This is a genomic window from Streptomyces sp. NPDC093111 (assembly GCF_040683955.1).
Taxonomy (GTDB): domain Bacteria; phylum Actinomycetota; class Actinomycetes; order Streptomycetales; family Streptomycetaceae; genus Streptomyces.
Map to the genome: position 1 here is coordinate 401,869 of NZ_JBFBNW010000004.1, position 12,257 is coordinate 414,125.

The following is a 12,257-nucleotide window of genomic DNA, read 5'->3' on the forward strand; positions in this document are numbered from 1 at the left end:
CTAACATCTGCGGAGTGCCGCGCTCATCTGCACCCCTGGCCCCGCCCCGGACGACCTCCCCCGCCCCGCCCCTCGGCGCCCTGCTGCGCCGCTACGGGGACACGGGCGAGCCGCTGTCCTGCGAACCCGTCGCCCAAGGCTTACTCAACCGCGGCTACCGCCTCTCCACCACGCGGGGCCGCTACTTCCTCAAACAGCACCTGGACGCCCGCACCGCCGACCGGGACACCATCACCCGCCAGCACCGGGCCACCCTCCGCCTGCACGCCCTCGGGCTGCCCGTCGCCCCGCCGCTGCACGACGCGCGGGGCCGCACCGTCGCCGTCATCGGCGGGCGCTGCTACGCCCTGCACCCCTGGATCGAGGGCCGGCACCGCGACGGCGCCGAACTGTCCGCCGTGGGCTCCGACCGCCTCGGCACCCTCCTCGGGCTCGTCCACACGTCCCTGGAGCAGGTCATGGACTCCCCGCCGCCGGACGGCGGCCACGAGAGCGCCTGCCCCGAGGAGACCCTCCGGCTCATCGAGGAGCTGTTACGCCTGGTGCGCGCCCGACGGCGGCGCGACGGCTTCGACGAGCTCGCCGAGCACCGGCTCCGCGAACGCCGGGTGCTGCTCGACCGGCACGCCCACCGGCGCCCGCCCGCCGCCGCCTCGGGCGGCTGGGTGCACGGCGACTTCCACCCGTTCAACCTGCTCTACCGGGGCTCCCAGCCGGTCGCGATCATCGACTGGGACCGACTCGGCGTCCGCCCGCGCGCCGAGGAGGCGGTCCGCGCCGCCGCGATCTTCTTCGTCCGGCCGGGCGGCGAGCTGGCCCTGGACAAGGTGCGGGCCTACGCGCGCGCCTACCGGCGGGCCGCCGGCGTGGACCGGGCCGATCTGGCCGCGGCCGTCGACCGGGTGTGGTGGGAGCGGCTCAACGACTTCTGGACCCTTCGCTGGCGCTACCAGCTGCACGACCGCAGGGCCGACCCGCTGTTCCCCGCGGTGTCGGCCCTGGCCGTGTGGTGGACGCGCGAGTACGAGGCGGTGCGCGACGCCTTCGCGGGCTGAACGGGGGACGCGGGGCGCGCCCCGGTCAGCCCGTGCCGGTGGTGGTGCCGGTGCCCGTGGACGTGCCCGTTGCGGTGCCGGTGCCCGTCGACGTGCCCGTCGAGGTGCCGGTGCCCGTCGACGTACCGGTCGAGGTGCCGGTGCCGGTGGACGTGCCCGTCGAGGTGCCCGTGGAGGTGCCGGTCGAGGAGCCGTCGGTGGTGCCGTCGGTGGTGCCCTCGGTGGTGCCCTCGCTCGTGCCCGTGCCGCCGTCGGCCGTGTCCGTCGGGTCCGTCGACGGGGTGTCCGACGGCGTCGGGTCCTTCGTGGGCTGGCGCGTGTGCTGGCGCGGGGGCTCGTAGGGCTGCTGACCGCCGCCGGTCGAGGTGTCCGGCTGCTCGGGCTCCTGCGAGGGCTCGTCGGAGGGGTCCGGCGACGGGGACTCGCTGGACGGGGAGTCGGTGACGGCCGGCGGCTTCGTGTTGTTGCCGTCGTTCTTGTCGCCGGCCTTGTCGATCGCGTACGCGACGCCCGCGACGATCGCGATCAGCGCGAGCGCCACGAACAGCAGCAGCTTGCCGCGGCCGCTCTTGCCGCCGCCGTGCCCGCCGTAGCCGCCGTCCGGGGTGTAGCCGCCGTGCCCGCCGTCGTAGCCCCCGTCGTCCGGGTTCATCGGCGGCAGGATCGGGCCCTGCGCGGTCTGGTGCATCGGGTGGTGCATCGGGTGGCCGAGGACGGCCGTCGCGCCGACGCCGCCCATCCCGCCGCCCGGGGTGTGCATCGGGTCGTGCATGTCGTGCACGCCGACCGGACCGGTGTTCCACACACCGGTGTGGCCGCCCTGCTCCTGGAGCATCTGCAGCCCGTACTGGATCAGGCCGCGCATCTCCTCGGCGCTCTGGAACCGGTCGTCCGGGTCCTTCGCGAGCGAGCGCATCGCCAGGCCGTCGAGCTCCGGCGGCGCCGCGGGCGCCACCTCGGACGGCGGGATCGGGGTGTCCTGGACGTGCTGGTAGACCACGGACAGCGGCGTCTCACCCGTGAACGGGGGCCGCAGCGCGAGCAGTTCGTAGAGCAGACAGCCCGTCGCGTACAGGTCGGAGCGGTGGTCGACGGCCTTGCCGAGCGCCTGCTCGGGCGACAGGTACTGCGGGGTGCCCATGACCATGCCGGTCTGGGTCATCGTCGACTGCGCGCCGTGCAGGGCACGGGCGATGCCGAAGTCCATGACCTTGACCGCGCCGCCGTGCGTGATGATCACGTTCGCCGGCTTGATGTCGCGGTGCACGATGCCGTGCTGGTGCGAGTAGGCGAGCGCCTCCAGGACACCGGAGACGATGATCAGGGCCTGCTCGGGGCCCGGCGCCTCGGCGCTGATCAGCAGGTCGCGGATGGTGCGGCCCTCGACCAGCTCCATCACGATGTACGGCACGGAACGGCCGCCGACCAGGTCCTCGCCCGAGTCGTAGACCGCCACGATCGCATGGTGGTTGAGACCCGCGACGGACTGCGCCTCGCGGGTGAAGCGGGCCTTGGAGACCGGGTCCTCGGCGAGGTCGGCGCGCAGCAGCTTCACCGCGACGGTGCGCCCCAGGCGCACGTCCTCGGCGGCGAACACCTCGGCCATGCCGCCGCGTCCGAGTCGGTGGGTCAGCCGGTAGCGGCCGTCGCCGACCACTCCGTCGATGCCCCAGGACTCGGCGGAAGCGTCCGGGAGACCGCCGCCTGCTCCGGATTCGGGTGCCATCAGTCCTCGCCGTCGTCTTCTCGTGCCGTGTCCAGTCGTCACGCTACAGGCTCCGTACGACATCACGGTCCGCGATGGACGGGCCATCCAACTCCCCACGCATACACCTGTGCAAATTCCGTGCCGTTCCTGTCACGCGGCCGTCACGCTTCCGGGAGCGCGGCTGTGCGGAGGGTCACGGAACGGGTACCGAACGGACACCCGGCTTGACGTGTCACTGCCCTCGGGCAGACTTGGCCGAACGATTTCCGGATCAGCGCCGCCACGCGCGCGTGTAGGGGGAAGCACGAGATGAGCCAGGACGGCGCACAGGGCCGCTATGCGGGCGGTTCGGTCGCGGGCGGCCGGTACCAGCTTCGCGACCTGCTCGGCGAGGGCGGCATGGCGTCGGTGTACCTGGCGTACGACAGCGCCCTGGACCGCCAGGTCGCCATCAAGACGCTGCACACCGAGCTCGGCCGCGAACAGTCCTTCCGCGAACGCTTCCGCCGTGAGGCGCAGGCCGTGGCGAAGCTGTCGCACACCAACATCGTCTCGGTCTTCGACACCGGCGAGGACACCCTCGACGGCGCCGTCATGCCGTACATCGTCATGGAGTACGTGGAGGGGCAGCCGCTCGGCTCGGTGCTCGCCTCCGACGTGCGCCAGTACGGCGCGATGCCGGCCGACAAGGCGCTGAAGGTCACCGGCGACGTGCTCGCCGCGCTGGAGACCAGCCACGAGATGGGCCTGGTCCACCGGGACATCAAGCCGGGCAACGTGATGATGACCAAGCGCGGCGTCGTCAAGGTCATGGACTTCGGCATCGCGCGCGCCATGCAGTCCGGGGTCACCTCGATGACCCAGACCGGCATGGTCGTCGGCACCCCGCAGTACCTCTCCCCCGAGCAGGCCCTGGGCCGCGCCGTCGACGCCCGCTCCGACCTGTACTCGGTCGGCATCATGCTCTTCCAGCTCCTGACGGGCCGGCTGCCCTTCGACGCCGACTCGCCGCTGGCCATCGCGTACGCCCACGTGCAGGAGGAGCCGGTCGCCCCGTCCTCCGTGAACCGCTCGGTGACCCCGGCGATGGACGCGCTGGTGGCCCGCGCCCTGAAGAAGAACCCGAACGAGCGCTTCCCGAGCGCCGCCGCGATGCGCGACGAGTGCCTGCGGGTGCTGTCGGCCGGTCAGACCGGCGCGCCGGTGATCGTCGCGGGCGGCCCGGTGCAGAGCGGTTCGGGCGTCGGCTCGGCCGTCTTCCCGCCGGTCGGCCAGACCCCGCCGCCCTCGACGCACGGCATGCAGACCCCGTACCAGCCGACGCCGCAGCCGGGGCCCTACGGGGTGCCGACGCCGGCGCCGTCGTACGGGTACCCGCAGCAGGTCCCGACGCCCCCGCCGGCGCCCGTCTACCAGACCCCGGCGCCCGCGCCCGCCTACCAGACCCCGGCGCCCGCGCCCATGCCGGGGCCGTACACCGTGCCCCAGCAGCACGCCCACGTGCCCGTCGCGGGCGGCGGCTCCTCGTCGAACCGGTCGAAGATCGCGCTCGGCGCCCTCGCGCTGCTCGTCGTCGCCGGTGTGGTCACGGGCATCTCGCTCTACAACCGCGAGCCCGCGGGCGAGCCGACCGCGGACGGCCCGAGCCAGACCGGCAGCGTCGCCCCCGGCCACAAGGGACCGGACCTCAGCAAGACCATCGAGACCAAGAAGTGCACGGAGCCGTCCGAGTCGAGCAAGGACCCGAACAAGTTCGAGGTCCCGAACTTCACCCTCAAGAACATCCAGTCGGTGAAGGCGTGCCTCCAGGCCGCGGGCTGGAAGATCAAGTCCGAGTCCTCCGTCGACGAGGCGACCTGGGGTCAGGGCACGGTCATGACCCAGTACCCGCGCCAGGGCACGGACATCGCCAAGGAGGACGCCGAGTTCGAGCTCGAGGTTTCCACGGGCAATCCGCCGCAGTGATCCTCCGGGCCCGGGTCAAGGCCCGACGCAGGGCCCGTCCCCGTCCGGATGATCCGGGATGCCGGGTGTGTCGCGTCATGTGACGCTGAGTCGAAGAACTCGGCGGCTCGGCACGGGAGGGGGTCACCCGGTGACTCCAGCACTCCGCACGGCACGGTCCCGGGCCCTCGGGCCCGTCCTCGCCTGCTGTCTCGCGGCCTGCGCCGTGTCCGTCACCGGGCCGCCCGCGTACGCGTACGGCGCCGAGGTCACGCCCGCCGGCCCGGCCGGCCCCGCCACGACCGGGCACGGCACCCGTGCGGGCGCCGGCGAGAACGACGGCAACGACGGCGCCGACGACGCGGGCGGCGACGACAGCGGTACGGGCGGGAGCTCGGCCCCCGTACGCACCCCGGCCGCGAGCACCGCACCGCCCCGCGGGACCGGGACCGGGACCGGGACCGGGACCGCCCCACCGACCGCCGCCACCGCCGCCACCGTCGTCCCGCGCCCGACGGCGACCGGATCGGGCTCCGGCTCCGGCTCGCCCTCTTCTACCGCGTCCCCCGTGCCCGCGCCGAGCGGTTCCGCCGCGGGGTCCGACGGGCGGCCCGCGCCGAACGGCTCCGCCTCCCTCGCCGGGCACCCCGCGGGCGAGGGCCGGGAGCACCCGGGACGGCCCCCGGAGCCGAGCTCCCCGGCCGCCACGAGCCCCTCGGCACCGTCGGAAAGCCCCTCTCGTACCAAAACCGCAACAGAGGACGCGCCCGACCTGGAGGCGGACGAGGCGGTCGGAGCGGTACCTGAGACGGAGCTGCCGCACCCCTCCTCCTCGGCGGAGGCGCTGCCGGCGGCGGCGCCCCGGATCGGCGCGGAGGCCGTCGCCACCCTCTCCGACCGGCGGATTCCGGTGCTCACGCTCGGCGTCGGGCTCGCTCTGATGGGCCTCGGCATCGGCTTCCTCGGGGTCCGGATGCGGCGCCGCTGAATCCTTCCGGAAGCCCCGGGTCCTCCTTGAGTCGGACCCCGGGGGTCCGCCTCAGGGCGCTTGTCGGCCGGGGCATACCCGGTATACATACTGAGTATGTCGATCCGCCACGGGCTTCTCGCCCTCCTCGAACGCGGCCCCCGCTACGGCTCGCAGCTCCGCACGGAGTTCGAGTCCCGCACCGGCTCCACCTGGCCGCTCAACGTCGGACAGGTCTATACGACCCTCGCCCGGCTGGAACGGGACGGCATGGTCGGCCAGGACGGCGAGGACGGAGCAGGACACGCCCTCTACGCGATCACCGACAAGGGCCGCGAAGAACTGCGCACCTGGTTCGAGAACCCCGTCGACCGCACCAGCCCCGCCCGCGACGAGCTCGCGATCAAGCTGGCCATGGCGGTCGGGGCGTCCGGGGTCGACATCCGCGACGTCATCCAGTCCCAGCGCCGGCACACCGTGAAGGCGATGCAGGACTACACCCGGCTCAAGGCACAGGCGATCACCGCCGTCGAGAGCGGGGGCGCCCGCGAGCGCGACGACGTCGCCTGGCTGCTCGTCCTGGAGCAGCTGATCTTCCAGACCGAGGCGGAGGCCCGCTGGCTGGACCACTGCGAGTCCCGGCTGATCCGCCTCTCGGCGATCTCCGCCGCCTCACCCGCACCACCCGTCCCACCCGGGGCGCCGTCCCACACCGCCCCGACCGCTTCACCCCTGCCGGGAGCCACGGGGGTTTCGTAACCCGGCAGGCACCGCTTCCGACCGCTCCGCAAGCAACCCGACCAGACCCAGACCGTACGCACCGGCACCGGCACCGCGCCCGGCACCGGCCGTCCGCGGCACCGCCACACCGGCGTCCGTCGCACGGCCGCCGGCACCCGCCCGCCACCCCGCCCGCGTACGCCCGAGGGGGATCCCGCCATGTCCACACAGCAGCAGCCCGTGCTGCGTCTGCAGCAGCTGACCCGCGTCCACGGCGCGGGCGCCACCGAGGTCCACGCCCTGCGCGGCATCGACCTCGACGTCTACCCCGGCGAACTCGTCGCCGTCATGGGCCCGTCCGGCTCCGGCAAGTCGACCCTGCTCACCATCGCCGGCGGCCTCGACACCCCCACCTCGGGCCGGGTGATCGTCGAGGACACCGACATCACCTCCGCGAGCGTCAAGCAGCTCGCCGCACTGCGCCGCCGCAGCATCGGCTACGTCTTCCAGGACTACAACCTCATCCCGGCCCTCACCGCCGCCGAGAACGTGGCCCTGCCCCGCGAGCTGGACGGCGTCTCCGCCCGCAAGGCCCGCACCGAGGCCCTCGCCGCCCTCGCCGAGATGGAGCTCGGCCACCTCGCCGACCGCTTCCCCGACGAGATGTCCGGCGGCCAGCAGCAGCGCGTGGCCATCGCCCGCGCCCTCGTGGGCAACCGCCGCCTCGTCCTCGCCGACGAGCCCACCGGCGCCCTCGACTCCGAGACCGGCGAGTCCGTCCTCGCCCTGCTCCGCACCCGCTGCGACGCCGGTGCCGCCGGCGTCCTGGTCACCCACGAGCCGCGCTTCGCCGCCTGGGCCGACCGGGTCGTCTTCCTGCGCGACGGCGCCGTCGTCGACCAGACCGTACGCAGCGAGGCCGACTCGCTCCTGACCGGCCGGGCGGCACAGCAGTGAACACTTGGTTCCACTCCTGGCGGGCCGCGATCCGCATCGCCCGCCGCGACGCCTGGCGCTCCAAGGGCCGCAGTTTCCTCGTCCTGTCGATGATCGCGCTGCCGATCCTCGGCGTGAGCGCCTTCGACGTCACCCTGCGCAGCTCCGAGCTGACCGCCGCGCAGCGGACGGAACGCGCCATCGGCGCCGCCGACGCCCGCTTCAGGGACGCCCAGGTCAGCGGGGTGCCGGTCTACCAGGACCCGGCGGGCGAGCAGCACACCCCGGTCAAGGACTACGAGAACGAGCCCTGGCCGGACGGCCCGACCGACGTCCGCAAGGTGATACCGGCCGGCGCCACCGTCCTCACCGACACCTACGGCACCGCCAAGCTGACCACCGCCCACGGTCTGCTCCAGACCGAGGTCCGTGAGCTCAGGGCCGCCGACCCCGTCGCCCGCGGCATCATGCGCCTCCAGGAAGGCAGCTTCCCGGAGAAGAACGACGAGGTCGCCGCGACCACGCACTTCCTGGAGACCAGCGGCCTGACCGTCGGCTCCACCCTCACCGCGCGCGGTTTCGACCGCACGTACCGGATCACCGGCTCCTACGAGCTCCCCAACGACCTCAAGACGGACCAGGTCAACGCGCTGCCCGGGGCCTTCCTCGCGCCGTACGGCCAGGCCGTCGAGAAGGCCGGGCTGCAGGCGCCGTCGCTCTCCACCACGTACCTGGTGCGCAAGCCCGGTGGTTTCACGTGGAACATGGTCCAGCAGATCAACGCCAAGGGCGTCGTGGTCGTCTCGCGCGCCGTGGCCCTCGACCCGCCCTCGGACGCCGAGGTGCCGCTCTTCCAGAAGGACGGCTGGCGCAACTTCGACAGCAGCCTGGCCTCCGACGCCGCCGCCCTCGCCGCCGCGGGCACCGTGGTCGGTCTCGCGATGCTGGAGATCTGCCTGCTCGCCGGACCGGCGTTCGCGGTCGGCGCCCGCCGCTCGCGCCGCCAGCTCGGCCTCGTCGGCGCCAACGGCGGTGCCCGCAGCCACATCCGGGCCATCGTGCTCAGCGGCGGACTCGTCATCGGCGTCGCCGCGGCCCTCGTCGGCACCGTCCTCGCCCTGATCCTCACCTTCGCGCTCCGCCCGCTCCTCGAGGACGCGATGGGCCAGCGGTTCGGCGGCTTCACCATCCGGCCGCTGGAACTCCTCGGCATCGCCGGACTCGCCGTCCTCACCGGACTGCTCGCCGCGATCGTCCCCGCCGTCACCGCCTCCCGGCAGACCGTCCTCGCCTCCCTGACGGGCCGTCGCGGCATCCGCCGCGGCAGCCGGGTGCTGCCCCTGGTCGGCCTCGGCGCCGTCCTCCTCGGCGCGGCCGTCGCCCTGTACGGATCGGTCGTCTCCGACCAGTTCGTCATCGTCGCCGGCGGCTCGGCCATCGCCGAGCTGGGCGTGGTCGCCCTGACCCCCGCCCTGGTCGGCCTGTTCGGCCGCACCGGCCGCTGGCTGCCGCTCTCGCCGCGCCTCGCCCTGCGCGACGCCGTGCGCAACCGGGGCCGTACGGCACCCGCCGTCGCCGCCGTCCTCGCCGCCGTCGCGGGCACCGTCGCCGTCGCCACCTACACCGCCAGCCAGGACGCCCAGGGCCTCGCCGAGTACGAGGCACGCCTGCCGCACGGCGTCGTCGCCGCGCTCGTCATCGAGGAGGGCGGCCGGGACGCACCGGCGGTCCGCGAGGCCGTCCAGCACATCTTCCCCGTCGACGTCCGCGCCGACGTCTCCCGGATCGCCGTCGGCAAGCCGGGCTGCGAGCCCTGGGGCGGCGGCAAGGGCTGCGGCCGCTTCGAGGTCGTCGTCCCGCGGGCCAACGAGTGCCCCCTGTGGGCCTTCTCGCCCGACGGCTCCGACCCCTCCGAGAAGTTCACCAAGGAGCAGCGCCGCGAGCTCAGCACCAAGGACTGGCGCTGCCAGGCCAGTGCCGGCAACGGCGTCTACGTCGAGGGTGGCATGCTCGTCGCCGACGCCCCGATCCTCAAGATCCTCGGCATCGACGACCCCGGCGCCGCCAAGGCCCTCGCCGACGGCAAGGTCGTCAACTTCCTGAAGACGCAGGTCGACCGGAAGACCGGCACGGTCGGCGTCAAGCTGATCACCGACACCGAGGCCGCCGACCTCGCCTCCCAGAAGAACCTGCCGGTCCCCGGCGAGGTCAAGAACCTCCCGGCCTACCAGGTGCCCGGCTCGCCGCTCTCGTACGGCGTGCACAGCATCCTCAGCCCGGCCGCCGCCAAGGCCGCCGGACTGACCACCGTGCCCATGGGCGCGTACTTCACCACCGACCGCCTGCCCGACAGCGAGCAGCGGCAGAAGCTGGACAGCGAGATCGCCAAGCTGGGCAGCAGCGTGGACCTCACCCTGGAGGAGGGCTACGTCAGCAAGACCAGCCTCGTCCTCCTCGCGCTGACCGTCTTCGCCGGCCTGGTCACCATCGGCGCGGCCGGCATCGCCACCGGGCTCGCCCAGGCCGACGCCGAGGCCGACCTGAAGACGCTCGCCGCGGTCGGCGCCCCGCCCCGGGTCCGCCGTACGCTCAGCGGCTTCCAGTGCGGAGTCGTCGCCGCGATGGGCGTGGTCCTCGGCTCCGCCGCCGGAGTCCTGCCCGCCATCGGGCTGCGGCTCACCGAGGAGCGCGCGCAGTTGCGCTTCTACCAGGAGAACCTGGAGAACGGCTGGTCCAGCTCGGACACCCCGCCGTACGTGCCGATCGTCGTCCCCTGGGAGACGCTCGCCGCCCTCCTGGTGGCCGTACCGCTCGGCGCCGCCCTGCTGGCCGCCCTGGTGACCCGCTCGCGCGGAGCCCTGGCCCGCCGCGCCGCCCACTAGGGACCCCGCCGCCGCACACGCGTTCGTTGCCATGCCGTGCCCCTGTACGAGGGTGGATCACTCCCGTACAGGGGCACACCGTGTGGTGAGGCATGTGTGCGAGAGAATGGCGGCATGGAGATGCCGAGGAATGACAGGTCGCAGGAGCACCCCCAGGTCCTGATCGTGGGCCCGGACGGGACGGCGCTCGGCGGCGCTCAGGGTGACGACGAATCCCGCGAGGTCCCGGTGACGGAAATGGTCGAGCAGCCTGCGAAGGTCATGCGGATCGGCAGCATGATCAAGCAGCTTCTGGAGGAAGTCAGGGCGGCCCCTCTCGACGAGGCCAGCCGCGTGCGGCTCAAGGAGATCCACGCCAGCTCCGTGAAGGAGCTGGAGGACGGTCTCGCGCCGGAGCTGGTGGAGGAACTGGAGCGGCTCTCCCTGCCGTTCACCGACGAGGCGATCCCCTCCGACTCGGAGCTGCGGATCGCGCAGGCCCAGCTGGTGGGCTGGCTCGAAGGTCTCTTCCACGGCATCCAGACGGCGCTGTTCGCCCAGCAGATGGCGGCCCGCGCCCAGTTGGAGCAGATGCGCCGGGCACTCCCGCCGGGCGCCTCGCACGACGATGACGACGACCACGGCCCGGGCCACGGGCGGGCCGTCGGATCCGGGCCGTACCTGTAAGGCCGGACACGGACGAACGGACGAGAGGAAGGCCCGACGCCGGGAACGGCGGCGGGCCTTCCGTCACTTCCGCGGTGCGAGCAACGGCGGCGGGCCTTCCGTCACTTCAGCGGTGGCGAGCAACGGCGCCGGGCCTCCTTCACTGCTCCGGTGCGAGCAGCGGCGCCGGGCCTTCCGTCAGTTCTGCGGTGCGAGCAGCAGCACCTTGCCGACGTGGGTGCCCGATTCGATGGCCCGGTGCGCGTCGGGAGCCTCGGGCATCGGCACCGTGCGGTCGACGACCGGGGTGACCGTGCCCGCGCCGATCAGCGGCCAGACGTGCTCGCGGACCGCCGCCACCACGGCCGCCTTCTCGCCCGGCGGACGGGAACGCAGCGTGGTCGCGAGCACGGCCCCCCGCTTGGCCATCAGCGCGCCGAGGTTCAACTCGCCCTTGACGCCGCCCTGGAGCCCGATGACGACCAGCCGGCCGTTGACGGCGAGCGCCTTGATGTTCCGCTCCAGGTACTTCGCGCCGACGATGTCCAGGATGACGTCCGCCCCGGCACCGTCCGTCGCCTTGCTCAGCTCCTCGACGAAGTCCTGCTCGCGGTAGTCGATGAGGATGTCCGCGCCCAGCTCGGCGCAGCGCGCCAGCTTCTCGGGGCCGCCGGCCGTGACCGCGACCCGCGCGCCGACCGCCTTGGCCAGCTGGATCGCCATCGTGCCGATGCCGCTCGCCCCGCCGTGCACCAGCAGGGTCTCGCCGGGCCGCAGATGGGCCAGCATGAAGACGTTCGACCACACCGTGCACGCCACCTCGGGCAGCGCGGCGGCCGTCGCCAGGCCGACGCCCTCGGGCTTCGGGAGCAGCTGCCCCACCGGGACGGCGACCTTCTCCGCGTAGCCGCCGCCGACGAGCAGCGCGCACACCTCGTCGCCGACGGACCAGCCGGAGACCCCGGGGCCGAGCGCGACGATCCGGCCGGAACACTCCAGGCCGGGGTAGGGAGAGCTGCCCGGCGGCGGGTCGTAGTAGCCCTGGCGCTGGAGCAGATCGGCACGGTTGACGGCGCTCGCCACCACCTCGACGAGGACCTCGCCCTCGGCGGGGACGGGGTCGGGCACCTCGGCCCAGACCAGCGCCTCGGGACCACCGGGTTCCGGAATCGTGATCGCATGCATGGCGGCGAGGCTACTCCGCGATCGCCGACGGGGGCGGGTGCGGGCCGGGGCCCGGCCGGTCGCGGGGGCGGGTGCGGGCCCGCTGGTCCCGGGTGCGGGTGCCGGCGCCGGGCCCGCTGGTCGCGGGTGCCGGTCCGGGGCCGACCGGCCGGTCGCGGGTGCGGGTGCCGGTCCCGGCCCTGGATCCCAGTCCCGGTGCCCGTCGCGGCACCCGC

Annotated in this window: 10 protein-coding genes; 7 read left to right on the forward strand and 3 right to left on the reverse strand. The window is 73.7% G+C overall.

The window, feature by feature from the left end; translation table 11 throughout:
* The first annotated feature begins 14 nt into the window (after positions 1–14).
* Complete coding sequence (locus tag AB0Q96_RS08910) at positions 15–1,055, forward strand: phosphotransferase (RefSeq protein WP_365323141.1); 1,041 nt, start codon at positions 15–17, stop codon at positions 1,053–1,055.
* A gap of 25 nt (positions 1,056–1,080) precedes the next feature.
* Here the strand turns inward: AB0Q96_RS08910 and AB0Q96_RS08915 are convergent, their stop codons facing one another.
* Entirely contained in the window at positions 1,081–2,781 is a 1,701-nt protein-coding gene (locus AB0Q96_RS08915) for a protein kinase (protein ID WP_365323143.1), read from the reverse strand.
* A gap of 291 nt (positions 2,782–3,072) precedes the next feature.
* Here AB0Q96_RS08915 and AB0Q96_RS08920 point away from each other — a divergent pair, with 291 nt between their 5' ends.
* The 6 genes from AB0Q96_RS08920 to AB0Q96_RS08945 all read left to right on the forward strand — a co-directional run bounded on the left by AB0Q96_RS08920 (position 3,073) and on the right by AB0Q96_RS08945 (position 10,878).
* Positions 3,073–4,728 (forward strand): protein kinase, encoded by a 1,656-nt coding sequence (locus AB0Q96_RS08920; RefSeq protein ID WP_365323145.1) that lies wholly within the window; start codon positions 3,073–3,075, stop codon positions 4,726–4,728.
* A gap of 130 nt (positions 4,729–4,858) precedes the next feature.
* Entirely contained in the window at positions 4,859–5,695 is an 837-nt protein-coding gene (locus AB0Q96_RS08925; RefSeq protein ID WP_365323147.1) for a hypothetical protein, read from the forward strand.
* Between the two features lie 96 nt (positions 5,696–5,791).
* On the forward strand, positions 5,792–6,433 hold the full coding sequence (locus AB0Q96_RS08930) for a PadR family transcriptional regulator (protein ID WP_365323149.1): 642 nt from the start codon (positions 5,792–5,794) through the stop codon (positions 6,431–6,433).
* 180 nt (positions 6,434–6,613) lie between these two features.
* On the forward strand, positions 6,614–7,351 hold the full coding sequence (locus AB0Q96_RS08935; protein WP_365323151.1) for an ABC transporter ATP-binding protein: 738 nt from the start codon (positions 6,614–6,616) through the stop codon (positions 7,349–7,351).
* Complete coding sequence (locus tag AB0Q96_RS08940) at positions 7,348–10,212, forward strand: ABC transporter permease (protein WP_365323153.1); 2,865 nt, start codon at positions 7,348–7,350, stop codon at positions 10,210–10,212. The genes AB0Q96_RS08935 and AB0Q96_RS08940 overlap by 4 nt, the downstream gene beginning before the upstream one ends.
* A gap of 114 nt (positions 10,213–10,326) precedes the next feature.
* Positions 10,327–10,878: a bacterial proteasome activator family protein gene (locus tag AB0Q96_RS08945; RefSeq protein ID WP_365323155.1), complete on the forward strand. Its 552-nt coding sequence runs from the start codon at positions 10,327–10,329 to the stop codon at positions 10,876–10,878.
* A gap of 177 nt (positions 10,879–11,055) precedes the next feature.
* Here AB0Q96_RS08945 and AB0Q96_RS08950 read toward each other — a convergent pair whose 3' ends face one another.
* The gene (locus tag AB0Q96_RS08950) at positions 11,056–12,042 is read right to left on the reverse strand and encodes an NAD(P)H-quinone oxidoreductase (RefSeq protein WP_365323156.1); all 987 of its coding nucleotides are present in this window, start codon (positions 12,040–12,042) and stop codon (positions 11,056–11,058) included.
* A gap of 10 nt (positions 12,043–12,052) precedes the next feature.
* On the reverse strand, positions 12,053–12,253 hold the full coding sequence (locus AB0Q96_RS08955; RefSeq protein WP_365323158.1) for a hypothetical protein: 201 nt from the start codon (positions 12,251–12,253) through the stop codon (positions 12,053–12,055).
* Between the last annotated feature and the right edge of the window lie 4 nt (positions 12,254–12,257).

Bases quoted from the DNA above. Each gene is read 5' to 3' on its own strand.
- AB0Q96_RS08930 (WP_365323149.1), top strand. From the start codon at position 5,792: ATGTCGATCCGCCACGGGCTTCTCGCCCTCCTCGAACGCGGCCCCCGC.
- AB0Q96_RS08950 (WP_365323156.1), bottom strand. From the start codon at position 12,042: ATGCATGCGATCACGATTCCGGAACCCGGTGGTCCCGAGGCGCTGGTC.
- AB0Q96_RS08915 (WP_365323143.1), bottom strand. From the start codon at position 2,781: ATGGCACCCGAATCCGGAGCAGGCGGCGGTCTCCCGGACGCTTCCGCC.
- AB0Q96_RS08945 (WP_365323155.1), top strand. From the start codon at position 10,327: ATGGAGATGCCGAGGAATGACAGGTCGCAGGAGCACCCCCAGGTCCTG.
- AB0Q96_RS08920 (WP_365323145.1), top strand. From the start codon at position 3,073: ATGAGCCAGGACGGCGCACAGGGCCGCTATGCGGGCGGTTCGGTCGCG.
- AB0Q96_RS08935 (WP_365323151.1), top strand. From the start codon at position 6,614: ATGTCCACACAGCAGCAGCCCGTGCTGCGTCTGCAGCAGCTGACCCGC.